Annotated in this window: 21 protein-coding genes; 9 read left to right on the top strand and 12 right to left on the bottom strand. The window is 66.4% G+C overall.

Going from position 1 to position 23,132, the window contains the following annotated elements; genetic code table 11:
* Positions 1 to 19 precede the first annotated feature (19 nt).
* Together KB879_RS14215 and KB879_RS14210 are read left to right on the top strand one after the other, a co-directional pair.
* Positions 20 to 1,519: a M81 family metallopeptidase gene (locus KB879_RS14215; protein ID WP_211981854.1), complete on the top strand. Its 1,500-nt coding sequence runs from the start codon at positions 20 to 22 to the stop codon at positions 1,517 to 1,519.
* A gap of 32 nt (positions 1,520 to 1,551) precedes the next feature.
* Positions 1,552 to 2,544 carry a tripartite tricarboxylate transporter substrate-binding protein gene (locus KB879_RS14210; RefSeq protein WP_153953403.1) on the top strand — a complete coding sequence of 331 codons (993 nt, stop codon included), beginning with the start codon at positions 1,552 to 1,554 and terminating at the stop codon, positions 2,542 to 2,544.
* A gap of 41 nt (positions 2,545 to 2,585) precedes the next feature.
* Here the strand turns inward: KB879_RS14210 and KB879_RS14205 are convergent, their stop codons facing one another.
* The 8 genes from KB879_RS14205 to KB879_RS14170 are packed head-to-tail and all read right to left on the bottom strand — an operon-like array spanning position 2,586 to position 11,621.
* Positions 2,586 to 3,224 carry a uracil-DNA glycosylase family protein gene (locus KB879_RS14205; protein ID WP_013953431.1) on the bottom strand — a complete coding sequence of 213 codons (639 nt, stop codon included), beginning with the start codon at positions 3,222 to 3,224 and terminating at the stop codon, positions 2,586 to 2,588.
* 3 nt (positions 3,225 to 3,227) lie between these two features.
* Positions 3,228 to 4,052 carry an IclR family transcriptional regulator gene (locus KB879_RS14200; RefSeq protein ID WP_010810310.1) on the bottom strand — a complete coding sequence of 275 codons (825 nt, stop codon included), beginning with the start codon at positions 4,050 to 4,052 and terminating at the stop codon, positions 3,228 to 3,230.
* Between the two features lie 37 nt (positions 4,053 to 4,089).
* The gene (locus KB879_RS14195; protein WP_013953430.1) at positions 4,090 to 5,247 is read right to left on the bottom strand and encodes an alpha-hydroxy acid oxidase; all 1,158 of its coding nucleotides are present in this window, start codon (positions 5,245 to 5,247) and stop codon (positions 4,090 to 4,092) included.
* 13 nt (positions 5,248 to 5,260) lie between these two features.
* Positions 5,261 to 6,175: a 4-hydroxy-tetrahydrodipicolinate synthase gene (gene dapA / locus KB879_RS14190; RefSeq protein WP_013953429.1), complete on the bottom strand. Its 915-nt coding sequence runs from the start codon at positions 6,173 to 6,175 to the stop codon at positions 5,261 to 5,263.
* A gap of 11 nt (positions 6,176 to 6,186) precedes the next feature.
* Complete coding sequence (locus KB879_RS14185) at positions 6,187 to 7,956, bottom strand: ABC transporter permease subunit (RefSeq protein WP_013953428.1); 1,770 nt, start codon at positions 7,954 to 7,956, stop codon at positions 6,187 to 6,189.
* Positions 7,953 to 9,044, bottom strand: coding sequence for an ABC transporter ATP-binding protein (locus tag KB879_RS14180; protein WP_058696498.1), 1,092 nt, complete (start codon positions 9,042 to 9,044; stop codon positions 7,953 to 7,955). Before KB879_RS14180 ends, KB879_RS14185 begins: the two co-directional genes overlap by 4 nt.
* 38 nt (positions 9,045 to 9,082) lie before the next feature.
* Positions 9,083 to 10,168: an ABC transporter substrate-binding protein gene (locus tag KB879_RS14175; protein ID WP_013953426.1), complete on the bottom strand. Its 1,086-nt coding sequence runs from the start codon at positions 10,166 to 10,168 to the stop codon at positions 9,083 to 9,085.
* Between the two features lie 19 nt (positions 10,169 to 10,187).
* The gene (locus KB879_RS14170; RefSeq protein ID WP_013953425.1) at positions 10,188 to 11,621 is read right to left on the bottom strand and encodes an FAD-binding oxidoreductase; all 1,434 of its coding nucleotides are present in this window, start codon (positions 11,619 to 11,621) and stop codon (positions 10,188 to 10,190) included.
* Positions 11,622 to 11,846: 225 nt separating this feature from the next.
* Between KB879_RS14170 and KB879_RS14165 the strand changes: the two genes are divergently transcribed.
* Positions 11,847 to 13,040: an acyl-CoA dehydrogenase family protein gene (locus KB879_RS14165; RefSeq protein WP_211981852.1), complete on the top strand. Its 1,194-nt coding sequence runs from the start codon at positions 11,847 to 11,849 to the stop codon at positions 13,038 to 13,040.
* A gap of 41 nt (positions 13,041 to 13,081) precedes the next feature.
* Positions 13,082 to 13,900 (top strand): IclR family transcriptional regulator, encoded by an 819-nt coding sequence (locus KB879_RS14160; protein ID WP_013953423.1) that lies wholly within the window; start codon positions 13,082 to 13,084, stop codon positions 13,898 to 13,900.
* A gap of 17 nt (positions 13,901 to 13,917) precedes the next feature.
* On the opposite strand, the gene KB879_RS14155 is transcribed toward KB879_RS14160, so the two are convergent.
* The 3 genes from KB879_RS14155 to KB879_RS14145 are packed head-to-tail and all read right to left on the bottom strand — an operon-like array spanning position 13,918 to position 16,667.
* Positions 13,918 to 14,268, bottom strand: a complete 351-nt coding sequence (locus KB879_RS14155; protein WP_013953422.1) for a hypothetical protein — start codon at positions 14,266 to 14,268, stop codon at positions 13,918 to 13,920.
* A gap of 9 nt (positions 14,269 to 14,277) precedes the next feature.
* A complete protein-coding gene (locus KB879_RS14150; RefSeq protein ID WP_211981851.1) occupies positions 14,278 to 15,633 on the bottom strand; it encodes an acyclic terpene utilization AtuA family protein in 1,356 nt (451 codons plus the stop codon).
* 38 nt (positions 15,634 to 15,671) lie between these two features.
* Positions 15,672 to 16,667, bottom strand: coding sequence for a tripartite tricarboxylate transporter substrate binding protein (locus KB879_RS14145; RefSeq protein WP_211981850.1), 996 nt, complete (start codon positions 16,665 to 16,667; stop codon positions 15,672 to 15,674).
* A 483-nt stretch (positions 16,668 to 17,150) separates the two neighbouring features.
* Between KB879_RS14145 and KB879_RS14140 the strand changes: the two genes are divergently transcribed.
* Both KB879_RS14140 and KB879_RS14135 read left to right on the top strand, forming a co-directional pair.
* Positions 17,151 to 18,155, top strand: a complete 1,005-nt coding sequence (locus KB879_RS14140; RefSeq protein ID WP_013953419.1) for a tripartite tricarboxylate transporter substrate-binding protein — start codon at positions 17,151 to 17,153, stop codon at positions 18,153 to 18,155.
* A gap of 273 nt (positions 18,156 to 18,428) precedes the next feature.
* Positions 18,429 to 19,394 (top strand): tripartite tricarboxylate transporter substrate binding protein, encoded by a 966-nt coding sequence (locus KB879_RS14135; RefSeq protein ID WP_013953418.1) that lies wholly within the window; start codon positions 18,429 to 18,431, stop codon positions 19,392 to 19,394.
* Positions 19,395 to 19,412: 18 nt separating this feature from the next.
* Here the strand turns inward: KB879_RS14135 and KB879_RS14130 are convergent, their stop codons facing one another.
* The gene (locus KB879_RS14130; protein WP_013953417.1) at positions 19,413 to 20,342 is read right to left on the bottom strand and encodes a LysR substrate-binding domain-containing protein; all 930 of its coding nucleotides are present in this window, start codon (positions 20,340 to 20,342) and stop codon (positions 19,413 to 19,415) included.
* Positions 20,343 to 20,477: 135 nt separating this feature from the next.
* Between KB879_RS14130 and KB879_RS14125 the strand changes: the two genes are divergently transcribed.
* Genes KB879_RS14125 through KB879_RS14115 form a run of 3 tightly spaced genes read left to right on the top strand, consistent with a single transcriptional unit; the run spans position 20,478 to position 23,117 of the window.
* On the top strand, positions 20,478 to 21,011 hold the full coding sequence (locus tag KB879_RS14125; protein ID WP_211981849.1) for a thiamine pyrophosphate-binding protein: 534 nt from the start codon (positions 20,478 to 20,480) through the stop codon (positions 21,009 to 21,011).
* 4 nt (positions 21,012 to 21,015) lie between these two features.
* The gene (locus KB879_RS14120; protein WP_211981848.1) at positions 21,016 to 21,615 is read left to right on the top strand and encodes a thiamine pyrophosphate-dependent enzyme; all 600 of its coding nucleotides are present in this window, start codon (positions 21,016 to 21,018) and stop codon (positions 21,613 to 21,615) included.
* A gap of 32 nt (positions 21,616 to 21,647) precedes the next feature.
* Positions 21,648 to 23,117: an aldehyde dehydrogenase gene (locus tag KB879_RS14115; protein ID WP_211981847.1), complete on the top strand. Its 1,470-nt coding sequence runs from the start codon at positions 21,648 to 21,650 to the stop codon at positions 23,115 to 23,117.
* Positions 23,118 to 23,132: the final 15 nt, after the last annotated feature.

The following is a 23,132-nucleotide window of genomic DNA, read 5'->3' as shown; positions in this document are numbered from 1 at the left end:
ACGCTGTCGGAGCCAGTCCATGCGATTTGTCATTGCCCTGATGCGGCATGAAACCAATACCTTTTCGCCGATTGCCACGCCATTGAGCGCGTTCAACCGCGGCAGCACCGCTGGCCCGCTTTACGGCGACGACGCGGTGCGTGCCTGCCAGGGCACCAACAGCGCCGCGGCCGCGTTCATTGATCTGGTACGCCGCCAGGGCGACGAGTTCGTGATGCCCTTGATGGCGAACGCGGTGCCCAGTGGCATGGTGACGGCGCAAGCATTCGAGTCGATGGCGGCCAGCATTGTCGAGGCAGTACGTGCAGGCTGCGATGCCGTGATGCTGGACCTGCATGGCGCCATGGTGGCCGAGGGCTATCCGGATGCCGAAGGCGAACTGCTGGCACGCATCCGTGCCGCCGCACCCGAGGTGCCGATTGCGGTATCGCTGGATTTCCACGCCAACTTCAGCGCTGCGCTGGTTGACAATGCGACCGTGATCGCCGGCTACTGCACCTATCCCCACGTGGACGTGTACGAGACCGGCGCACGCGCCGCCCGTACCCTGATGGCGGCGCTGCGAGGCGAGGCCCGCCCGGTCCTGCTGTGGCGCACGCTGCCGATGCTTACCCACATGCTGCGCCAGACCCCGCGCGCGCAACCCATGAAGGACATCATGGAGCGTGCGATGGCGGCCGAGCGCGATGGCGAGGTGCTCAACGCCTCGGTGTTCGGTGGCTTCCCGCTTGCCGACATCCCGCACACAGGCCTGGCCGTGGTGATCGTGGCTGATGGCGCCAGGATCGAAGCAGGGCGGCGCCTGCTCGACGATCTCTGCGGCATGGCGTGGGAACGCCGGGCTGATTTCGTTTTCCCGATCGAGCCGATGGCGGAATCCATCGCGCGCGCCAAGACGCTCACGCAGGGCCCGGTCGTGCTGGTCGACCATGGCGATAACTGCGGCGCGGGCGGGCCGACGGATGAAATGACGGTGCTGGGCGAAGTCCTGCGCCAGGGGCTCGAAGGCGTGGTCGCCGGGCCGTTCTGGGACCCGAGCGCCGTGGCGGAACTGATTGCCGCCGGCGTCGGGCAGTCTGTCACGCTGGATGTGGGCGGCAAGACCCACATGCCGGCGCTGGACCTGAAGGGCCGCCCGCTGCGGCTGAGCGGCAGGGTGCAGTGCATTACCGACGGCAACTACCAGGTCACCGGCCCGATGTTCACGGGCATGAAGCTGAGCCTGGGCCGTACCGTGGTGCTGGATGTCGCCGGCACGCTGGTCGTGATCTGCGAGAAGCCGCAGGAGCCGTTCGATACCGGCGTATTCACCCACGCGGGCATCGACCTGTCGCGCCGCAAGTACATCCTGGTCAAGTCGCGCCAGCACTTCCGCGCCGGTTTCGAGCCGATCGCCAGCGAGATCGTGCTGGTGGCCGGCCCCGGAGTCTGCAGCTCTGACTACAGCCAGTTTCCGTTCCGCAACCTGCGCCGCCCGATCTATCCGCTGGAAGCGCATACCGTGCTCGAGGCCGCCTGAGCGCATCCGCCGCCGTCAACCGGAGTGACCGCATGACATATTCGACCCCCTTGCGACGGCTGGCCGCCGCGCTGGCATTGGCCCTGGGTGCCAGTGCCGTTCCTGCCATGGCTGCCCCCGCCAGCGGCGACGCGCCCGTGCGCATTGTCGTCGGCTTCGCGGCTGGTGGCGCGCTGGACATCTTCGCGCGCACGCTTGCTGAAAAGCTGCGTGTTTCGCTCGACACGGCTGTCCTGGTCGAGAACCGCCCCGGCGCATCGGCGCGGCTGGCGCTGGAGAACGTCAAGCGCGCGCCGCCGGACGGCAAGACGGTGCTGATCTCACCCGCGCCGCCGTTCACCATCTTTCCGCTGACCTACAAGCGCCTGGCCTATGACCCCGACAAGGACCTGGTTCCGGTCGCCTACCTGGCCGACGTGCCGCTGGTGGCGTCCGCCAGCATCAACCAGCCCTATCGGACCATGCCGGAATACCTGGCATGGGTGAAGCGCAACCAGGACAAGGGCGGCGTCGGGTTGGTCACGCTCGGCGGCAGCATTCATTTCGGCGTGCTGTCGCTCAGCAAGTCGATTGGCGTGCCCTTGCTGCCCACTGCCTACCGCGGCGCCGTCATGATGCTGACCGATGAGATCGGCGGCACGCTGCCGCTGGGTATCGATGCGGTGGGGGGCCAGATGGAGTTGTATCGCGCGGGCAAGATCCGTTTCCTCGGCGTCACCGGGACCCGCCGGTCGGGGCTGCTGCCTGATGTGCCAACGCTGGCGGAGGCGGGCGCGCCGGGTTTCGAGGCGGCGTCCGGCTGGTACTCGGCCTTTGTGCCGGCGGGGACGCCGCCGGCGACGGTGGCGAGGATCGAGAAGGCGCTGCTCGACGCCATCAAGGATCCCGTGGTGCGCGACAAGATGTCTGCGCTGGGCATGGAAATGAACGGCAAGCCGGGGGATGCCCTGCGCAAGCTCATCCAGGCGCAGCGCACGCAGTGGGGCCCGGTGGTCGCGGCCTCGGGCTTTACGGCCAGCGAATGAGTCCAGCCGGCCAGGCGGGGTGGGGGAGTATCGCTTGTTACCTACCCCGGCTGCACAGGGCCGTGCCGCAAAAGCCGGCCAACCCGCTCGCGCAACATCGGCAGCACCTCGCCCTCAAACCAGGGATGCTGCTTGAACCACGGCTGGTTGCGCGGTGACGGATGCGGCAACGGCACCAAGTCGGGCGCGTAGTCCTTCCATGCCCTGACGGTCTCGGTCAGCGTCGGCTTGCGGCGCGCCCCGAGGAAATGGCGCTGTGCGTACTGGCCGACCAGCAAGGTCAGCTCGATCGACGGCAGTTCCGCCAGCAGCCGGTCGAGCCACAGTGGCGCGCACTCGCGGCGCGGCGGGTTATCGCCGCTCTTGCCGCGTCCGGGATAGCAGAACCCCATGGGGATGATCGCGAACTGCGATTCGTCGAGGAAGGTGGCGGCATCGACCCCGAGCCACTGCCGCAGCCGGTCGCCGCTTGCATCGTTCCAGGGAATGCCGGTTTCGTGCACGCGGATCCCCGGCGCCTGGCCGACGATCAGGATGTGCGCGTCGGCCCCGACGCGCACGATCGGGCGCGGGCCGAGCGGCAGGTGTGGCACACAGGCGCGGCAAGCCCGTACTTCGGTCAGCAGGGCATCGAGCGAGGAACGTTGGCTTCCCTCAGGCGCCGGCTTGGCTTCAGGCATCGCTCATGCTGTCTGAAAACTCATCCGCTTCGCCTGCGAGATCGACATGGCCGCCACTTGCACATGCGGGGCCAGCTTGGCCTGGGCGGTTTCCAGCGTCCAGCGCGTGGACGGGACTGAGATGTTGATGGCCCCAACCGGCAGGCCGCGGTGGTCGGTGATTGCTGCTGCGACGGAGATGTCGCCGACCACGGTCTGGTTCATGGCCACGGCATAGCCGCGTTCACCGGCCTCGCGGATCGCCGTCATCAGCTTGTCGGGGTCGGTTTCCGTGAACGGCGTGATGGGGTTCAGTGCGGTCGCCCGCACCACCTCCAGGCGCTGTGCCTCGGGCAGCTTCGACAGGATCGCAATCCCGGACGCGGTGTACACGGCCGGGAGCCGGTACCCGACCCCGAAATCGACGTTGATCAGGTGCTGCCCCGGGAAGCGGGCCAGGAACACGATCTCGTGCCCGTCGAGTTCCTGCAGGTTGGCGGTTTCCCCCAGCGTGCGGCTGATATCGAGCAGGTAGGGCGATGCGCGCTCGACCAGGTCGTTGGAGCGCAGGTAGTTGTACGACAGGCCCAGTGCCTTCGGCGCAAGCCCATACATCGCCGAATCGGGCAGGCGCCGGATGTAGCCCAGCTGTTCCAGTGTGTGCACCAGCCGCTGCGTTGCGCTGCGGTCGAGATCGGCCGCCCGGGCGATCTCCGCCATCGACATCAGGCGGCGGTCCGGGCCGTGGAAGGCTTCCAGCACCTGGAAGGCCTTTTCCACCGAACCGACGAACAGGGACGAACGCTCGCGCCTTGTGCGCAGCCCGTTGCCTTCATTACCTGAATCCACACAACCTCCTGTTCGTCCTTGTCATCGTTTTCACGGCTTACAGTGCGGCCAGCCGCGCGGCATGGTCGTCCGAGAGCGCGGCAGTGTCCAGCCTCGCTGCCTGCGGAATGCCGAGCAGCCGCAGCGTGGTCTCGAATTCTCCACGCAGGATGGCCAGGACTTCCGCTACGCCGCGGGGACCGCGCGCCGCCAGCCCGTACAGCGGTGCGCGCCCCACCAGCACGCCGCGGGCGCCCATTGCCAGCGCCTTGGCGATGTCGGCGCCGCGGCGCACGCCGCCATCGACGAATACATGCATCCTGCCCGCCGCCGCGACGATGGCGGGCAGCATCTCGACTGCGCTGGGCGCGCCTTCCAGCTGGCGGCCGCCGTGGTTGCTGACCACGATGCCATCCAGGCCCTGGCGGGCGGCGATTTCCGCGTCAGCCGGCGTAAGGATACCCTTGATGATGACGGGCCCGTGCCAGTGCTGGCGCAGCCAGGCGATGTCGTCCCAGCACAGCGACATGTCCATCTGCCGGCTCAACCCCGCCGCCTGCGTCTTCAGGTCGTTGGCCATCCCGCTGCTGCGGGCCAGGTTGACGAGCTGCGGCGAGCCGCCCTGGCGCAGCATGCGCAGGCACCAGCGCGGATGGGCCGCCAGGTCAGCCAGCAGCCGCGGCGTCCACGGCACCGGCATGCGAAAGCCGTTGCGGATGTCATGGTCGCGCTTGCCGTGGACCATGGTGTCGACGGTCAGCATCAGGGTGCTGAAGCCGGCGGCGCGTGCGCGCGCCATCATGTTCTCGGCGATGGAGCGGTCGCGCTGCACGTAGAGCTGCAGCCACAGGTCGCCGTCGGTGGCGGCGCGCACGTCTTCCATCGGCGAGGTCGATGCCGTCGACATCACGAAGGGCAGGCCCTCAGCGTGCGCGGCCCGTGCCAGCGCCTCTTCGGCCTTCGGCCAGTACAGTCCGTTCAGCCCCGTGGGGCCCACCAGCAATGGCAGGCTGTACTTGCGGCCGAAGATCTCCATGCCGGGATCGATCTCCGTGACATCGCGCAGCACGCGCGGCCGGAACAGCAGTGCCTGGTATGCGGCCAGGTTGCGTGCCAGCGTGCGCCCGTCCTCAGCGCCTCCCTCCAGATAGTCGAAGGCGAAGCGCGACAGCCTGCGCCGCGCCAGGTCCCGATAGTCCTTGATGGCCGGCAGCATGATCGTCGGCGCCTCAGGCGAGGGCAGCCTCGGCTTGCAGCCGCTGCGTCAGTTCGGCACGCAGCTGTGCCTGCAGCCCGGGTGCCGGCGCTACCAGCGGTGCCAGCACCTTCGGCGCGGTCACGCCCACCAGGTCGAGCACGGATTTCAGCGGCCCCGGATTGGTTTCGGAGAAGGCCAAGTCCAGCAACGGAATCAGCTCGCGGTGCAGGCGTACCGCTTGCGCGGTGTTGCCGGCCACGCCGAGCTCATAGATGGCACGCCAGGTGCGCGGCAGCACGGAGGCGGTCACGACCACGCCACCCCTGGCCCCCCCCGCCATGTGCAGCGGGAACAGGCTGTCCTCGCCGCTGAACACGCTGAAGCTGTCGTCGACACCCGCCACCACCTTGAGGAAGTGGTACATGTCGGTGTTGCAGGCTTTCATGCCGATGATGTTTTCGTGGCGCGACAGCTCGTGCAGCACCTCGGGCGCGATCGCGATCCGCGTGCGGTAGGGGATCTCGTAGATCATGACCGGCACCGGCGAGGCGTCGGCATAGCGCAGGAAATAGTCGCGGATGCCTTGCTGGGTCGGCGAGGTGTAATACGGCGTCAGCACCATCAGGGCAGAGGCGCCGACGCCGGCAAAGGCCTTGCCCGCATCCAGCGCATCGTGGAACCCCGGGTCGAGCACGCCGGGAATGACGGGAACCTGGCCCGCCGCGGCTTCGACGCAAAGGGCCGCCATGCGTACGCGCTCCTCGCGCGCCAGGGCACCGTATTCGCCGGTGCCGCCCAGCGGCACCACGCCGGAAACGCCGTTGGCGAGCAGATAAGCCATCAGCTTGCGCGTGGCGTCCTGGTCGATCCTGTCGTCGGCCGTCACGGGCGTCGGGATGGCGGGGAAGATGCCGCGCAGGTCGGCGGCGGTAAGCTTGTTGTTCATGGATAAGGTTCTCAGCGCCCGGCGCTCTTGCGGCGCAAGCGCTCGGCGCAGGTGATCAGGAGGGTAATGAAGACGAACAGGCAGGTAGACACCGCGGCAATCACCGGTGAAAGCTGCAGTGTCACCTCGTCCCAGAACTGCTTGGGCAGGGTGGCGCTCAGTCCGCCAGAGGCAAACAGGGCGATCGTCAGCTCATCGAACGAGGTGGCGAAGGCGAACAGGAAGGACGAGAACAGCCCGGCGGCGAGGATCGGCAGCGTCACGTAGCGCAGCGTCTGCCAGGGCCGGGCGCCCAGGCTTTGCGCCGCCAGGTCGAGCCGCGTGTCGTAGTTGCGCAGCACCGCCATCATCGTCATGACGACGTAGGGTACGGCAATGACGGTGTGGCCGATCATCAGGCCCAGCGAGGTGCCGACCAGCCCGACCTTGGCGAAGAAGTAGAACATCCCCACCGCGATGATCATGCGCGGGATGATGATCGGCGACAGCACGAACGCCAGCAGCAGCGACTTGCCCCGCATCTGCGAGCGCGCCAGCAGGAACGCCACCGGCGTGCCGACCAGCAGCGCCAGCACCGCGGCGCCAAGGCCGACCAGCAACGACCGCAGCCCGGCCTGCATCCACAGCGGCGACGCGAGCATGTCCTGGTAGTGCTGCAGCGTGAAGCCGCGCGGCGGCCAGTTCAGGCCCGACTTGTCGGCGAACGACAGCGGGATCATCAGCAGCGCAGGCACGCTCAGGAACAGCAGCACCAGCAGCACGGTCGTGCGCAGCGGCAGCGAGTCGCCCGGCTGCGGCTCGCGCCGGCCGCGCGGCACCAATGCCAGCAGCCTGTCGCTGACCGTTCCCAGCGCGCCCAGCACGCTGTCGCCTAGCCGATGCAGCACGCCATCGTGCGCGGCGGCGGAGCGGGTGCGTTGCTCCGCTGCGCCAGCCATCGACGAGAGGCCGAGCACCTTGTCATACAGGGCGAACACCGCCAGCACCACCAGCAGCAGCAACACCGAGATCGAGCCGGCGAAGCCCCAGTTCATGGTCTGCTGCACCTGGTCGATGATCAGCTGGGCGACCATGATTTCTTTGCGTCCGCCCAGCAGCGCGGGCACGATAAAGAAGCCGACGGCGGTGACGAACACCATGATGGCGCCAGCCGCCACGCCCGGCATCGAGAGCGGGAAGTAGACGCGCCAGAACGCCGTGCCAGGCCGTGCCCCAAGCGTCAGTGCCGCGCGCGGGAGGTTGCGGTCGATGTTCTCCATCACCGACAGCATGGTCAGCACCGCCAGCGGCATCAGCGCATGCACCATCGCCACCAGCACGGCCCCGAGGCTGTACAGCAGGTTGGAAGGCGCGTCCTGAAGGCCCGCGGCGCTCAGCAACTGGTTGACCACGCCGTTGCGGCCCAGCATCACGATCCAGGCAAAGGCGCGTACCAGGAAGCTAGTCCAGAACGACAGCAGCACCCAGAACAGCCACTTTGCCTTCCTGTCCTTTGACAGCGAGGAGACCAGGTAGGCCACCGGGTAACCGGCGACCACGGAGAGCAGCGTGGTCCAGAGCGAGATCTTCAGCGTGATCAGCATCACGTCGACGTAGACCGACGACGCAAACAGCTGGCGGTACTTGGCCAGCGTGAAGGCACCGTCGCTGTAGACGCTCAGCAGCAGGAGCTGGCCGACCGGGTAGACCAGCAGCACCACGAACAGGAGCACCAGCGGCGCGGCCAGCAAGGCGGGCCGCAGCCAGGGTAGGGGTCGGCGTTGCAGGGCGACGGCGGTCATAGGGAATCCGGGACGGCGACAGCGTCGCTGCGCTGCCAGGTGAGCGTGACTTGCTGCCCGACCGCATGCCGGGAAGCGCCCATCGAGGTGGGGTAAGACAGCACCACCGGGGCCTGGCCGGCGGCGTCGGATTCCACGTACAGCTTGGTCAGGCTGCCGGTGATCATGCTGTCCAGCACTTTGCCGCTGACCGCATTGGCGGCGGTGACGCCGTTGGCCATGGCGATGTTCTGCGGCCGCACCATGACCCGCACCTTGCCCCCGGCAGCCACCGGCGCATTGGTGACCGCGTGGGCGACGGCGCCGCCCTGTGCCAGCGCCACCTCCACGTGGTCGCCGCGCACTTCCGTGACCGTGCCCTCGAACAGGTTCGATTCGCCCAGGAAGTCGGCCACGAACAGCGTGCGCGGGCGGAAGTACAGGTCCGACGGTGTGCCAAGCTGCTCGATCTTGCCGCCGTTCATCAGGCAGATGCGGTCAGACATCGTCATCGCCTCTTCCTGGTCGTGCGTGACATAGACGATGGTCGTGCCCAGTTCGCGGTGGATGCGCTTGATTTCCAGCTGCATGTGGTCGCGCAGCTTCTTGTCCAAGGCGCCCAGCGGTTCATCCATCAGGATGATCGACGGCTTGTAGACCAGGCAACGGGCCAGCGCGATGCGCTGCTGCTGGCCGCCCGAGAGTTCCTTCGGGAAGCGCGCCGCGACGTGGGGCAGGCGGACCATTTCCAGGGCTTCCAGTGCCTGGCGCCTGGCCGTGGCCGCGTCGACCCGGCGCATCTTCAGCGGGAAGGCGATGTTCTCCGCGATCGTCATGTGCGGGAACAGCGCGTAGTTCTGGAACACCATGCCGATATCGCGCTCGTAGGGGGCGCCATAGGTCACGTCCTTGCCATTGATCAGCAGCTGGCCGCCGTCCGGCACGGCCAGCCCGGCGATCAGGCTGAGCAGCGTGGTTTTGCCCGAGCCCGAAGGGCCCAGGAGGGTAAGGAATTCCCCCTCGGCCACTTCAAGGTCGGTCGGGGCCAGCGCGACGAAGTCGCCATAGCGCTTGGTCAGCCCGGAAATCTTGAGTTTGAAGTTCGGCATCGTGTCGTTGCTTGTGGTGTCTGGTGAAGAGGTTCAGATCACTTGAGGATCCAGCCGTTGAACTTCTCCATCACCGCGGCCTGGTTGTCGAGCCAGTACTTGGCGTTGATCTGCACGCCCGACTTGATGTTGTCGGGGTGGGTCGGACAGTTCTTCGCGACCTCGGGCTTGATGTACTTGAAGGCATCCGGCTGGGTCACGCCCGCCGGGAAGTACTCCACCAGCGAGGCCATGCGCTTCGGGTCGGAGGCAAACTTGATGAACTCGCGGCAGGCTTGCGCATTCGGCGTGCCGGCCAGGATGGACCAGTTGTCCACGCCCCACAGGTTCTGGTTCCAGACGATGCCAACCTCCGCACCGGAGGCGGCCGCGCTCTGTGCGCGCGACACCCAGGTGGCCACCATGTCGACCTCGCCGGACTTGAGCATCTGCTCAACCTGGGCGCCGGAGTTCCACCACACGTCCACGTTCGCCTTGATCTTCTCCAGGTTGGCGATGGCCCGGTCGACATTGAGCGGATAGAGCGCGGAGGTCGCCGTGCCGGCGGCCATCAGGGACTCTTCCAGCGTGTCGAACGGGTGCTTGCGCAGGGCGCGGCGGCCGGGGAAATCCTTGACGTTCCAGAAGTCGGCCCACGACGACGGTGCCTTGCGGCCCTTGAAGGCGTCGGTGCGATAGGCCAGGACCGTGCTGTAGACGTTGGTGCCCACGCCATAGGGCGACATGAAATGCGCCGGAATGGTCTTGACGGTGGCGTCGCCCTCCAGGCCGTGCTTCTCCAGGTAGACCTTGCCTCCCTGCGTCAGCAGCAGGATGGCCGGCTGGCTGATCTTGGCCATGTCCCAAGTGTAGTTTTTGGTCTCGACCATGCTGCGGATCTGCGCCACCGGTTCGGCGTTGGCCTGCACGCCCACCACCTCGATGCCGGTCTTCTCGGTGAACGGCTTGTAGTACACCGCGCTGTAGGCCTTGGTGTAGATGCCGCCGTCGTCGCGCACCACGATGCGCTTGGACTGCGCGCGCGCGTACTGGAGCACGGCGGGCGCGGCAAGCGTGCCGAGGCCGGCAGCGGCGACCTTGAGGGCACGCCGGCGAGAAGAGTTGATGGGGCTGTGATCGTTCATGCGGGCTCCTTGATTGCCGTTATTGCTGGGAAGGTGGGGACGGCAGCAGCCGGCCGGGGTTGAACAGGTCGCGAGGGTCGAGCATGCGCTTGATGCCGTGCATCATGGCGATCTCGACCGCCGGCTTGAACTGCGCCATTTCTTCGGTCAGGACCTGGCCAATGCCATGTTCCGCGCTGAAGGTGCCGCCCAGCTCGTAAGCCACCTGGTCGATGGCATGCTTGATGCGGGCGGCCACGGCATCGCGCCCTGGCAGCGCTTCCCACTGCGGGAAAGGCACCAGCGGGATGAAGTGGACGTTGCCATCGCCCAGGTGGGCCACCACGATGATCGGCAAATCCGGCAGGACCGCATGCGCCGCCGCGGTGGCGCGCTCAATGAACTGCGGCACCGCCGAGACCGGCACGGCGCAATCGGTGTTCAGGCCCAGGCCCGCCTTTTTGTTGCCTTCGGAGACGCTATGCCGCACCTGCCACATGGCTTCGCGCTGCGCGCCGCTGGCGGCCACCACGGCATCGTCGACCAGGCCTTCGGCCACGCCTTGCTCCAGCACTTCCTGCAGCACCTCGTCGAGCAGTTCGCGCCGGCCGGTGTCGGCAAGTTCCACCAGCACGTGCCAGGGATGGCTGGCAGGCAAGGGCGCACGGCGGCCGGGCACGTGATCGAGCACGATCTGCAATTGCACGTCGTTGAGCATTTCAAACGCGGACAGCGTGGCGCCACAGCGCTGCTGGAAGCGTCCCAGCATCTCCAGCGCCGCCTGCGGCGTGCGCACCGCCAGCCACGCCATGGCGTGCGCGGTGGGCAGCGGGTGCAGCTTGAGCGTGGCGGCGGTGATCACGCCCAGCGTGCCTTCAGAGCCGATAAACAGGTGCTTGAGATCTAGGCCGGTGTTGTTCTTGCGCAAGCGGTACAGGCCGTTCCAGACCTGGCCGTCAGGGAGGACCACTTCAAGGCCGAGCACGTTGTCGCGGGTGTTGCCGTAGCGCAGCACGCCGGTGCCGCCCGCATTGGTGGCGATGTTGCCGCCGATCTGGCAGGAGCCTTCGGCGCCCAGGCTCACGGGGTAGAGACGCCCCTGTTCCGCCGCCGCCTGCTGGATCGCGGCCAGCACGCAGCCTGCCTCGACTTCCATCGAGTTGTTGGCCGCATCGATGGCGCGGATGCGCCGCATGCGCGCCAGGCTGATGACGATGGGGGGCGTGCCGTCCGGGGCTGGCACCGCGCCGCCGCACAGGCTGGTATTGCCGCCTTGCGGCAACACGGGCACGTTGGCCTGGGCCGCGGCCTCCACCACCGCGGCGACTTGCGCGGTGGAAGCCGGCAGCACCACGCACAGCGCCGGACCCGTGTAGCGGCCGCGCCAGTCCTCGATGTAGGCGGCAACGTCCGCGGCTTCGGTGAGAACCGCATCGGGTCCCAACAGGTCTTTCAGCTTCAATACAAGTGACATCGCTTTGTGCCCTCGTGCTCGATTGAAGCCATATTAGTCGATTGTTATGAGCATAGGTATAGGTGAAATCCACATACTAGTAATCGCAATGCGATTACTCTGTTGGGCGGCAGGCAAGGGCTGCAGACCAGATGTCGGGGTTCCTTGTTCGAACAGCCTTCCGTGACAGCGGCCCGGCGGCGTGCCGTCCTACAATCTGATCCTGTCCTGACAACGAGGCTCACCATGTTCACCGCCTGTCCCACAGAAAGAAGCCGTGTCATTGCCGATCGCGTCGAGCGCTTTGTCCGCGACGTCGTGGTGCCCTATGAGCGCGATGCGCGCTGCGAAGCCCATGGTCCGACGGCCGGGCTGGTCGCCGAGCTTCGCGACCAGGCGCGCGCCGCCGGCGTGATGACGCCACATATCCTGGCCGACGGCTCTCACCTGACCCAGCTCGAAACTGCGGCCGTGCTCAAGCGCTCGGGCTTGTCGCCCCTCGGGCCGGTCGCGGTCAACACCATGGCGCCGGACGAGGGGAATATGTTCCTGCTGGGCAAGGTCGCCACGGACGCACAGCAGCAACGCTTCCTTGCACCGCTGGTCAGCGGCGAGGCCCGCTCCGCGTTCTTCATGACCGAGCCAGCGGAAGAAGGCGGGGCCGGTTCCGACCCGTCGATGCTCCAGACCACCGCGGTCAGGGACGGCGACGAATGGGTGATCCGCGGACGCAAGAAGTTCATCACCGGTGCGGAAGGGGCCAGGGTCGGCATCCTGATGGCGCGCACCGGCGACGGTGAGCGCGCGCAGGCCACCATGTTCCTGGTCGACCTGCCGCATCCGGCGATCCGCATCGAGCGCCTGCTCGATACCATCGACAGTTCCATGCCGGGCGGGCATGCACAGGTTCTGATCGACGACCTGCGCGTGCCGCAGGACCAGGTGCTGGGCGAGGTGGACGAGGGCTTCCGTTATGCGCAGGTTCGCTTGTCGCCGGCGCGGTTGTCGCATTGCATGCGCTGGTTCGGCGGTGTGGCACGTGCCGACGAGACCGCGCGTGCCTACGCCACCACGCGCAAGGCTTTCGGCAAGCTGCTGATCGACCACGAGGGCGTGGGCTTCATGCTGGCCGAGAACCTGATCGACCTGCAGCAGGCCGCACTGATGATCGATTGGTGCGCCGGGGTGCTCGACGGCGGTTCCCTGGGCACCGCGGAGAGTTCGATGGCAAAGGTGGCCGTGTCCGATGCGTTATTCCGCGTGGCTGACCGCTGCGTGCAGATCCTCGGCGGCATGGGCGTGTCGCGCGACACCATCGTCGAACAGGTCTTCCGTGAAGTGCGTGCGTTTCGCATCTACGACGGCCCGACCGAAGTCCACAAGTGGTCGCTGGCAAAGAAGATCAAGCGCGATACCCTGGCAACATCGCATCATGGCTGAGCGCTGCCCTGGCGCCGGGCCTGCCTGAGCGGGCCCGCCAGGTGCCATCGCGCCCATCTCCGATCCAGCGTGCACTGGCCGTGCTGCGCGCGCTGTCCGATCCGGAAGTGCGCCGCATGAGCGACGTGGCGCGCGCAACCGGGCTCGATCCGGCCACGGCCTCGCGCATGCTTGACCTGCTGGTGCAGGAGGGCTTCGCCACGCGCGACCAGGCGCGCCGCTACGGCATCGGGCCCGAAATCTTCCAGCTGGCAGACGTGGCGCAGCGGCGCGTGGACTTGCGCAAGCTGGCGCGTCCGGCACTGGAACGGCTGGTGGAGGCGTTCGAGGATACCGCCGTGCTGACCGAGGCCAGCCGTGGCGAGGCGGTGTGCACCGACCTGGAACCCGGCACGTATGCGATACGGGCGAACTACGTGACGGTCGGCACGCGTCGGCCGCTTGGCGTGGGCGCCGGCAGCCTGGCGGTGCTGGCATGGCTGCCCGCGCCCGAGCGCGCGCGCCGGCTGCAGCAGACCACGCGCAAGCTTGGCAAGTACCCGCGGCTCGATGCGGCGTGCATCGCCGCGGAAATCGAGGCCGCCCGCGCGCGCGGGCATGTGCTGTTTCTTGATTGGGTGGTTGACGGGATGGGCGGCATCGCGGTGCCGATTCTCGACTATGAGGGCCGGCCGATCGGTGCCTTGAGCGTGGCGGCGCTGAGTGCGCGCATCCGCTCGCGCGAGGCCGCGCTGGCGCGCAAGCTCAAGCAAGAGGCGCGGCGCATCACCAGCGCCTGGACGCGCACCGTGATACCGCCGCGGGCCGGCGCGTGCACCGACGGCCGACGTGCCAGGGGGCGCCAGTCCGGCGGCGGCTGACGCCTACTCCGGCGAGCCTATGGCGCCGGCCCGCGCAGCAGGCCGGCCAACGCATCAGGTATTTCCACTTCAAAACGCAGTACGGCGCTGGCCAGCGCCTTGCCGTAGTTGTCGATCGCGAGGCTGCGCGACACACCGCCGCCGAGCGCGCCCTCCGCCACGAAGTTGAGCACCTGCAGCCCATCCACTTCATGGCGCGTGACCGCTCCCGTGATCAGCGTGCCGTACAGCGCCTTGAACATGGGTGCCGTCAGCTGTGCCTTGATATGCGGGTAGAACTCCGGCGCATAGGCGATGACTGCCGTGTTCGAAGTATTGCCCTTGTCGCCGGAGCGGCTGTGTGCGAGGCGGCGCAGTGGTACACGCATGGCGAATCCTCAGAGATAGTGGACCTGGGAGGTGATCAACGCGCGCGGCACCAGCGCCGACCAGACGCCGATGATCTCGCGCGTGCGGTCCTGGTGCGGCACGCGCTTGCCGGTGGAGGCCAGGCCGCAGACCGCCATGCTGTCGATCTCGCGGCCGACCTTGGCGGCTTCCGCGCGCGTGCGGGTGCGCGCGGCGACGCGGACCGCGATCTCGTTGGGCTCGCAGGCAGGCTCGGGCGAGGCCGCGCCGTGCACGGCGTTGACGCCGAGGAAGTCGATGCGCACCTCATCCGCCTGCAACCTTGCCATGGCAAAGCGCGCTTCGAGGATGCGTTTGGCCAGCCTGGCCTTTTCCAGGCAACCCGGCCCCGCGAAGAAGAACATGTCTTCGCCGATATGCCCTTCGGTGCAGCCCAGCGACACCTTGAGCGTATCGGTGCGCGGCTGCCCGCTCACGCCGCTGATGCGCACGCGGTCCGGCCCCACCTGTTCGAGCACCGCGGTCGAGAAGTCGACCACCACGTCCGGCGTGATGTAGCGGCGCGGGTCGTGGACTTCATAGAACATTTGCTCCTTGACCGTCTGCAGGTCGATGCGCCCGCCGCTGCCGTCCACCTTGCCGATCACGGCGCTGCCGTCGGCTTCCACCTCGGCGATCGGGAAGGCCAGGTTCCATGGTTCCGGCACATCCTTGTAGCCGGGATCGCCGAAATATCCCCCCGTCACCTGCGCGCCGCACTCGAGCAAATGGCCGATGGCGCTGCCGCGCGCAAGCCGTGTCACGTCGTCCGGAGACCAGCCGAAATGATGGATCATCGGCGCGAGGAACAGCGACGGGTCGGCCACGCGCCCGGTGATCACGATCTGCGCGCCCGCACGCAATGCGGCGACGATCGGCTCGGCGCCTTCGTATGGCTCGGCGCTGATCAGCGTTTCACGCAGCGAGGACACCGGTGCGCCGCTTTCCAGCAGGGTGAGATCCAGCTCGCAGATGCTCCCGGTCAGGTCCGTGGTGGTGACCGCGGCGATCCTGACACCGGGCAGGCCCAGTTCTTCGCAGAGTTCGGCCACGCGCCGGGCTGCGCCCAGCGGATGAATCCAGCCCTGGTTGCTGATGATGCGCGTGCCGTTGGCGATGCAGGGGGGCAGCACTGCGCGCATGCGCTCGTCGAGATAGGTGTCGTAGCCGGCGAAAGCGGCATCGCGCCGCTTGCGCACCTGCGCGGCGGATACCGTGGCCTCGGCCATGGTCTCGAAGCACAGGTAGTCGAGCTTGCCCAGGCGCGCCGAACGCTCGGCCGGCTCCACGCGGTCGCCCCACCAGCCCGATCCCGAGCCGATACGAAGGGTGTTGGTCTTGGTCATGGTTGTCCTGTGTCAGGGGGTGGCGCTGCCGAGCCGTGTCATTGCGCCTTGATGCCGGCGGTCTGGATCACGCGCGACCATTTTTCCGTATCACTACTGATCTGCGCCGCGAACGCGGCGGAGCCTTCGCCGCCCGGCTCGGCGCCAAGCTGTTCGATGCGCTTGCGCACGTCGGGCGTGGCCAGCACCTTATCCACCGCCTGCTGGAGCTGGCGAACACGCTCCGGCGGCGTGCCGGCCGGAGCGAGCAGCCCGAACCAGGAATTGACTTCATAGCCCGGCAGCCCCGACTCGCGCACGGTCGGCACGGAAGGCAGCACCGAGGCCCGCCTGGCACTGGTGACCGCCAGCGCCGTCACCTTGCCGGTCTGGATCTGTGCCAGCGCGGACGGCAGGTTGTCGAACATCAGGTTGACCTGGCCCGCGAGCAGGTCCGTCATGGCGGGAGCGGCCCCTTTGTACGGCACGTGCTGCATGCTGACGCCCGCCATCATGTTCAGCAACTCGCCTGACAGGTGGGGCGACCCGCCGGTGCTGGTGGAGGCATAGTTGATCTTGCCCGGCTGGCGCCTGGCCAGCGTCACCAGTTCGCCCACCGACCTGGCGTTCAGCGTGCTGTTGACAAGCAGCACGTTGGGCGAGTTGGCGACCAGCGTCACGGGCACGAAGTCCCGGGTGCTGTCGTACGGCATGCGCGGGTAGATGAACTGGTTGGTCACCTGCGTGCCCAACGTGCCCATCAGCAGCGTATAGCCGTCAGCCGCGCTGCGCGCCACCGCCTCCGCGCCGATGTTGCCGCCCGCGCCCGGGCGGTTGTCGACCACGATCTGCTGACCCAGCGCCTCGCCCGCCTTCTGCGCAACCAGGCGCGCCAGGATGTCAGTGGTGCCGCCGGGCGTGAAGGGCACCACCAGCCGGATCGGACGTGAAGGAAATGCCTCTGCCGCGCAGGCCGGTGCGGACCAGGCGCACAAGGCGGGCAGGGTGGCGAGCGCCGCAACTACGGCACGCCGCTGGGGGGAATGACGCTGCATCGGGTTGTCTCCTGGGCGCGAGGCGGTGCGCGCGCATCTGGTTTCGTTGAGGGAAACTCTGTGTGGGAGATCTTAGGGAGCGGAGCGAAAGAGCGTCAAACGAATGCCGTATATTTTCATTGGTTGAAAATTTCAGGCGATTTCAGGCGGACCAGCGCCATGGGCGCGTGGCTAGGGAGAGCAGAACATGAGGCTTCGACCTGCTGCCGGAAGATGCGCCATGGTGGCGGGCGGATGCCGCCATCTGCAAGAGTGACCATTGCAGCGAGCTTGTGTCGCCCATCGCCATGCTGGCCCGGGAGGCCTGCGACTTCGGGCAGATGTTCCAGACCGGGTGATCGGCCGGCGTGCGTTCGGCCTGGCCGTATGGCCCGTTCGATAAATCCGGATTGTCCTCCGGTGCCGCTATCCCGCACTCTAGCCCTGTTTGATAAACCGACCGGCGCGACAAAGTCAGCGCGCCGGCGACATGGAGACGGTGATATGTGCGTTCAAGCGGGCAAGGCCATGCTGGCCGGTATGAAGTGGATCACATGCGGAGCGCTCGGGCTGGCGTTTTCCGCTGGGGCGCTGGCAGCGGATGCATATCCGTCCAAGCCCATCACGCTGGTGGTGCCGTTCTCGGCCGGCGGCCCGACCGATGTGGTTTCGCGGGCGCTTGGGCAGGCCATGTCGAAGGATCTGGGGCAGAGCGTTGTCGTGGAAAACAAGCTCGGCGCCGGCGGCACAGTGGCGGCCGCATTCGTGGCGCGGGCGCAGCCCGACGGCTACACCATTCTGATCCACCACAATGGCATGGCGACGGCGCCGGCGCTGTACAAGAAGCTCTCCTACAGCCCGCTGAAGGATTTCGAGTACATCGGGCAGGTGGCGGATGTGCCGATGACGCTGCTGGGCCGCAAGGACCTGCCGCCGGCCAACGCGGCGGAACTGATCAAGTACGTGCAGCAGAACAAGGAAAAGGTCTCGCTGGCCAATGCCGGCCTTGGCGCGGTTTCGCAGCTATGCGGCCTGCTGTTCGAGGAGGCAGTCAAAGTCAAGATGACCTCCGTTCCCTACCAGGGCACCGGGCCCGCGCTGACGGCCTTGCTGGGCGGGCAGGTGGACCTGCTGTGCGACCAGACCACCTCGACGCTGTCGCATATCAACGCCAACCGCGTCAAGCTGTATGGCGTGACGACACCGAGCCGGATCAAGGCGCTGCCCAATGCGCCGACGCTGCAGGAAGGCGGCCTGAAGGGCTTCTCGATGAAGGTCTGGCATGGGATCTATGCGCCCAAGGGTACGCCGCCCGCGGTCACGGCCAGGCTGACCAAGGCCCTGCAGCAGGCATTGAAAGATCCTGCCGTCGCCAGGCGGCTTGACGACCTGGGTGCAGAGGTGGTGCCGCTCGACAAGCAGACGCCGGAGGGGCTCAGGTCTTGGCTCAAGGCGGAAAGCGACAAGTGGCAGCCGTTGCTGAAGACCATGAAGGTGGAGGCCGACTGACATCCTGCGGCCGGTAGCGCGCCAGCGCTTCCGTTCCGTTGGACCTTGAATGTACGCCGCGCGGCGATGGCTGCGCGGCGTACTTGCGTTTTCGCGGGGCCTGCGGAGGCTGCTTCGGGTTAACACCGCAGTAGTAGCCCCAGGCATGCCGCCTCTTGATAGCAGCAGCGGAATTTTCTATTTCACCGTCGCCACGGTTGCTCGCTACCATCGCTTCAAAGGGTGTCGACGCGCAATGCGCCACCCAACCAAAACTATCTACCTGGAAGAGACATGAAACGCTTGCTTGCTCAAGTAGGGATCGGTGCGCTCATTTCGTTCAGCGCGCACGCCCAGGCTGCTTACCCTGACCATCCCGTCCGAATGGTCGTCGGCTTCGCCGCCGGCGGCAGCACCGACGTGGTGGCGCGTATCGTGGCGAACAAGCTCGGCGCCTTGCTCGGGCAGTCGGTCGTGGTGGAAAACAAGGCGGGTGCCGGCGGCACCATTGCGACCGACGTAGTCGCCAAGAGCCCGGCGGACGGCTACACGCTGTTGTTCGGCACCAGTTCCCACGCCATCAACGCCACGCTTTACAAGAAGCTGCCGTATGACCCCGTCAATGCGCTGGTGCCGGTATCTGTGGTCGCGGGGGTGCCGATGGTGCTGGCGGTCAATCCTTCGGTGAAGGCGAACACGGCCAGGGAACTGGTCGAGGACATCAAGAAGAATCCTGGCAAGTACAGCTACGGTTCCGCGGGGAAGGGTAGCGCCGTCCATATGGCGGTCGAGTTGCTGCAGTTCCAGGAGCACCTGAAGCTCACCCATGTTCCGTTCCGTGGCGCCAGCCAGGCGATCCAGTCCGTGATTTCCGGCGACGTCCAGTTCATTACCGATGCAGTGTCGACGGCTGCGCCCATGATCCAGTCCGGTCGCCTGAAGGCGCTCGCGGTCACGACTGCCACGCGTTCCAGCGTGCTGCCGGACGTGCCGACGATGAAGGAAGCGGGCTACGCGAACTATGAAACGTCGCTGTGGAACATGGTGATGGTGCCAAAGGGCACGCCGGCCCCGGTCATTGAAAAGCTGAGCGCTGCCTTGCAGACGGCGGTCAAGGACTCTGAGGTGCGTCAGCGCATGGAAAAGATCGGCGTGCAGCCCATCGTCGATTCCACCCCGGACAAGGCGGCCAGGTTTGTCCAGGCTGAGACGCGCCGGTGGGCCGAGGTCATCAAGGCCGCCAACATCGAACTGGACTGAACTGCCGCTGGCACCGTATCAAGCGCTGATCCAGGATGCACCGGGCCATGCGCCGTCGAGCACCAGCCGCTTCATCAATGCCACCAGTTCGGCGCGGACGAAGCTGGCTGCGGGTGTCAGCCTGCGGGTGGCCGCGTGCGCCAGCACGATGCGGCGCGACAGGTTGGGCGACACGATGGGCGCGCCCGCCAGCGCGCCAGTCTCCATCTCCTCGGAAATCGCGGAGCTCGGCAGGACGGTGTGGCCGAATCCCTTGCCGACCAGGTTTTTCTGAACCACCAGCGAGTTGGTCTCGACCGCTACCACCGGGGTGATGCCGGCGACCGCGCAGGCATGCTCGACCACGCTGCGTAACCCGTGCGGGGCGTTAGGCAGGATCAGCGGCAGGTCGCGGAAGCTCTCGACGGTTTGTTCCTCGCCTGGCGCAAGGGTGCCAGCGGGTCCCACCAGGTAGAGCTGTTCATCGAGCAGTGCTTCGACGTGCAGGCCGGGAGAACTCTTGGTGTCGTAGAGCAAGGCGACCTCCACGTCGCCGGCCTCGAGCCACTGCAGCAGGTTTCCCGCGTAGCCGACGTTGATGCGTACCACCAGTTGCGGATGCCTGGCCTTCACCGTGGCAACCAGCTCCGCTGCCAGCAGTTCGCAAGTGCTTGGGAGTAGCCCGATGACCGCAGTGCCTGAAATCGCGCCAGACGCCGGCGTGATCTCCGCCTTGGCCCGATCGAGTTCCTGCAGCGCCCTGCGGCCGTATTCGACCAGCGTGCGGCCGGCGTCAGTCAGGACCATGCCATGGCGCTCGCGCTCGAACAGTTCGACGCCCAGTTCCTCCTCGAGCAGGCGCACGTGCCGGGAAACCGCCGGCTGCACGATGCGCAGGAGCTCGGCCGCCTTGGTGGCGCTGCCGGTCTCGGCGATGGCTAACAGGGCTCGAAGCTGCTTGATGTCCATATCTGTAAAGGCCCTTGGCCGGCATTCAACTTCGTGATCGCAGACATCAATTAATTGTATTTCATACTTCCAGCTAGTCAACTCTATGATAGCAAACGTTGTCCCTCCGCTTTCCCCTTTCTTAACTTGCGCACTATGACGACAAACAACTCAGAGCCTCTTGCCTGGCAAGAGGACATCTTCCAGGTCCTTAAACAGAACGGCGTCCGCCAGGTGGCCTACGTGCCCGACGCCGGCCACTCGCATGTCATCCGACGCGCCAAGGCCGACCCCGAAATCCGCGACGTGGTGCTGACCACGGAAGAGGAAGGCGTGGGCGTCGTCAGCGGCGCCTGGCTGGGCGGGGATCGCGCGGTGCTGCTGATGCAGAGCAGCGGCGTCGGCAACTGCGTGAACATGTTCTCGCTGCTGGAGAGCTGCAAGTTCCCGTTCTTCACCCTGGTGACCATGCGCGGCGAGTACGCCGAGTTCAATCCCTGGCAGAACCCCATGGGCCTGGCCACCCAGCGCGCGCTGGAGCTGATGGGCATCACGGTCTATCGCGTGAATTCGCCGGAAGAGGCCGCCGAGCTGGTCGACGCCGGCCTGGTTTCCGCCTTCGACGCTGGCAACCGCGTTGCCGTTCTCCTGTCCCAGAGCCTTATCGGCCGCAAAAAGTGGATGCGCTGATCCTATGACTACCTCTACCTCCAAGCCTGGCATCGACCGCCGCAAGTTCGTTGCCGAACTGCTGAAGCAATTTCCTGACGCGCTCGTAGTCTCGGGCCTCGGTTCGCCTTCGTACGACGTGTTCGCCGCTGGCGACCGTCCCGGCAACTTCTACCTGTGGGGCGCGATGGGCGGTTCCACCTCGCTGGCTCTCGGGCTTGCCATCGCACAACCCGAGAAGACCGTGATCGCCATCACCGGCGACGGCGAGCAGCTGATGGGCATCGGCAGCCTGGCAACGGCGGCGGCGGCGCAACAGCAGAAAAACCTGAACATCGTGATTCTCGACAACGGCCACTTCGGTGAGACTGGCATGCAGCAAAGCCACACCAGCCTGGGTACCAACCTGGCCCAGGTGGCGAAGGCGGTCGGCGTGCCGACGACGCTCGAGATTTCCGATATCGAGGAGCTGGGCAATTTGGCGCAAGCCATCAGGAAGGCCGAGGGCATGACCGTGGCGCAGGTCTATATCTCGACCGACGAGCCGCAACGGGCCTTGCCTCCGCGCGATGGCACCTTTGTCAAGAACCGCTTCCGCGAGCATCTCGGCTTCGCACCGTTCTGATCTGCCAACACCAACACGGACAGCATCGCGCCATGAAGCAGTATCAAATGTTCATCGACGGCACCTTCGTCAATGCGAGCGACGGTCGCTGGTTTGAAACCCAGAATCCCTTTACCGGCAAGACCTGGGCCGAAGTGGCCCGCGGCACCGCAGCAGATATCGATCGCGCCGTGCAGGCGGCCGATCAGGCGTTCCGCTCGGGGCCGTGGTCGGAGATGACGGCGACGCAGCGTGGCGCCTTGCTGCGCAAGCTCGGCGACCTGATCGCCCGGGACGCGGAGCGGCTGGCCGAGTTCGAAGTGCAGGACAACGGCAAGCTGCTGGCGGAGATGGGCGCCCAGCTCAAGTACCTGCCGCAGTGGTTCTATTACTTCGGCGGGCTGGCCGACAAGATCGAAGGCACGGTCATTCCGCTCGACAAGAAGGGCTATTTCAACTACACGCGGCGCGAGCGGCTGGGCGTGGTGGCGGCCATCACGCCGTGGAACTCACCGCTGATGCTGCTGGCGTGGAAGATCGCGCCGGCTCTCGCGGCGGGATGTACCGTGGTGGTGAAGCCGTCGGAGTTCACTTCGGTGTCTGCGCTCGAGCTTGCGCTGCTGTTCGAGGAAGCCGGCTTTCCCGCGGGCGTCTTCAACGTCGTGACCGGGTTTGGCGTCGAGGTGGGCTCGCCGCTGGTGACGCATCCGCTGGTCAAGAAGGTGACCTTCACCGGATCGGACGCCACCGGACGCGTGATCAACCAGCAGTGTGCGGCGCAGTTCAAGCACGTGAGCCTGGAGCTCGGCGGCAAGTCGCCGAACATCGTCTTCAACGATGCCAACCTGGATGACGCCGTCAACGGCGCCGTCTCCGGCATCTTCGCCGCCAGCGGCCAGACCTGTATCGCCGGTTCGCGGCTGCTGCTGCAGGAAGACATTCACGATATCTTTGTCGAGAAGCTGCTGGCGCTGGCCAGCACGGCAAAGCTCGGCAACCCGATGAATGCCTCCACGCAGGTGGGGCCCATCACCACGCCCGCGCAATACGAAAAGGTGCTGTCGTATATCCAGATCGCGCAGGACGAAGGGGCGGAGCTGCTGCTCGGCGGCAAGCCGGCGTCCTGCGGCGACGGATGGTTTGTCGAGCCGACCATCTTTGCCAGGGTCTCGCCGAAGATGCGCATCGCGCAGGAGGAGGTGTTCGGGCCGGTGCTGTCCATCCTGAAGTTCAGGGACGAAGCCGACGCCATCGCGATTGCCAATGACAGTTGTTATGGGCTTGGAGCGGGGGTCTGGACATCCGACATCGGTCGTGCCTTCCGCATGTCGGAGAAGATCCAGGCGGGCACGGTCTGGGTCAATACCTATCGCGCGGTCAGCTTTATGTCGCCGTTCGGCGGGTACAAGGACTCGGGCCTCGGCCGTGAAAACGGCATCGCTGCCATCGAGTCGTACCTGCAGACCAAGAGTGTGTGGATCAATACGGGAGCGGCTACGGGTAATCCGTTCATGATCCGCTGATTGTGTTTTACCGAA

Source organism: Cupriavidus sp. KK10 (assembly GCF_018223725.1).
Lineage (GTDB): Bacteria > Pseudomonadota > Gammaproteobacteria > Burkholderiales > Burkholderiaceae > Cupriavidus > Cupriavidus necator.
This window is presented reverse-complemented; position numbering and strand designations above follow the sequence as displayed.

What these genes read in the sequence shown, in the direction of transcription:
- KB879_RS14125 (WP_211981849.1), top strand. Translation starts at nt 20,478, where the DNA reads ATGACGACAAACAACTCAGAGCCTCTTGCCTGGCAAGAGGACATCTTC.
- KB879_RS14155 (WP_013953422.1), bottom strand. Translation starts at nt 14,268, where the DNA reads ATGCGTGTACCACTGCGCCGCCTCGCACACAGCCGCTCCGGCGACAAG.
- KB879_RS14180 (WP_058696498.1), bottom strand. Translation starts at nt 9,044, where the DNA reads ATGCCGAACTTCAAACTCAAGATTTCCGGGCTGACCAAGCGCTATGGC.
- dapA (WP_013953429.1), bottom strand. Translation starts at nt 6,175, where the DNA reads ATGAACAACAAGCTTACCGCCGCCGACCTGCGCGGCATCTTCCCCGCC.
- KB879_RS14130 (WP_013953417.1), bottom strand. Translation starts at nt 20,342, where the DNA reads ATGGACATCAAGCAGCTTCGAGCCCTGTTAGCCATCGCCGAGACCGGC.
- KB879_RS14170 (WP_013953425.1), bottom strand. Translation starts at nt 11,621, where the DNA reads ATGTCACTTGTATTGAAGCTGAAAGACCTGTTGGGACCCGATGCGGTT.
- KB879_RS14210 (WP_153953403.1), top strand. Translation starts at nt 1,552, where the DNA reads ATGACATATTCGACCCCCTTGCGACGGCTGGCCGCCGCGCTGGCATTG.
- KB879_RS14165 (WP_211981852.1), top strand. Translation starts at nt 11,847, where the DNA reads ATGTTCACCGCCTGTCCCACAGAAAGAAGCCGTGTCATTGCCGATCGC.
- KB879_RS14120 (WP_211981848.1), top strand. Translation starts at nt 21,016, where the DNA reads ATGACTACCTCTACCTCCAAGCCTGGCATCGACCGCCGCAAGTTCGTT.
- KB879_RS14145 (WP_211981850.1), bottom strand. Translation starts at nt 16,667, where the DNA reads ATGCAGCGTCATTCCCCCCAGCGGCGTGCCGTAGTTGCGGCGCTCGCC.
- KB879_RS14195 (WP_013953430.1), bottom strand. Translation starts at nt 5,247, where the DNA reads ATGCTGCCGGCCATCAAGGACTATCGGGACCTGGCGCGGCGCAGGCTG.
- KB879_RS14185 (WP_013953428.1), bottom strand. Translation starts at nt 7,956, where the DNA reads ATGACCGCCGTCGCCCTGCAACGCCGACCCCTACCCTGGCTGCGGCCC.
- KB879_RS14215 (WP_211981854.1), top strand. Translation starts at nt 20, where the DNA reads ATGCGATTTGTCATTGCCCTGATGCGGCATGAAACCAATACCTTTTCG.
- KB879_RS14150 (WP_211981851.1), bottom strand. Translation starts at nt 15,633, where the DNA reads ATGACCAAGACCAACACCCTTCGTATCGGCTCGGGATCGGGCTGGTGG.
- KB879_RS14140 (WP_013953419.1), top strand. Translation starts at nt 17,151, where the DNA reads ATGTGCGTTCAAGCGGGCAAGGCCATGCTGGCCGGTATGAAGTGGATC.
- KB879_RS14205 (WP_013953431.1), bottom strand. Translation starts at nt 3,224, where the DNA reads ATGCCTGAAGCCAAGCCGGCGCCTGAGGGAAGCCAACGTTCCTCGCTC.
- KB879_RS14115 (WP_211981847.1), top strand. Translation starts at nt 21,648, where the DNA reads ATGAAGCAGTATCAAATGTTCATCGACGGCACCTTCGTCAATGCGAGC.
- KB879_RS14135 (WP_013953418.1), top strand. Translation starts at nt 18,429, where the DNA reads ATGAAACGCTTGCTTGCTCAAGTAGGGATCGGTGCGCTCATTTCGTTC.
- KB879_RS14175 (WP_013953426.1), bottom strand. Translation starts at nt 10,168, where the DNA reads ATGAACGATCACAGCCCCATCAACTCTTCTCGCCGGCGTGCCCTCAAG.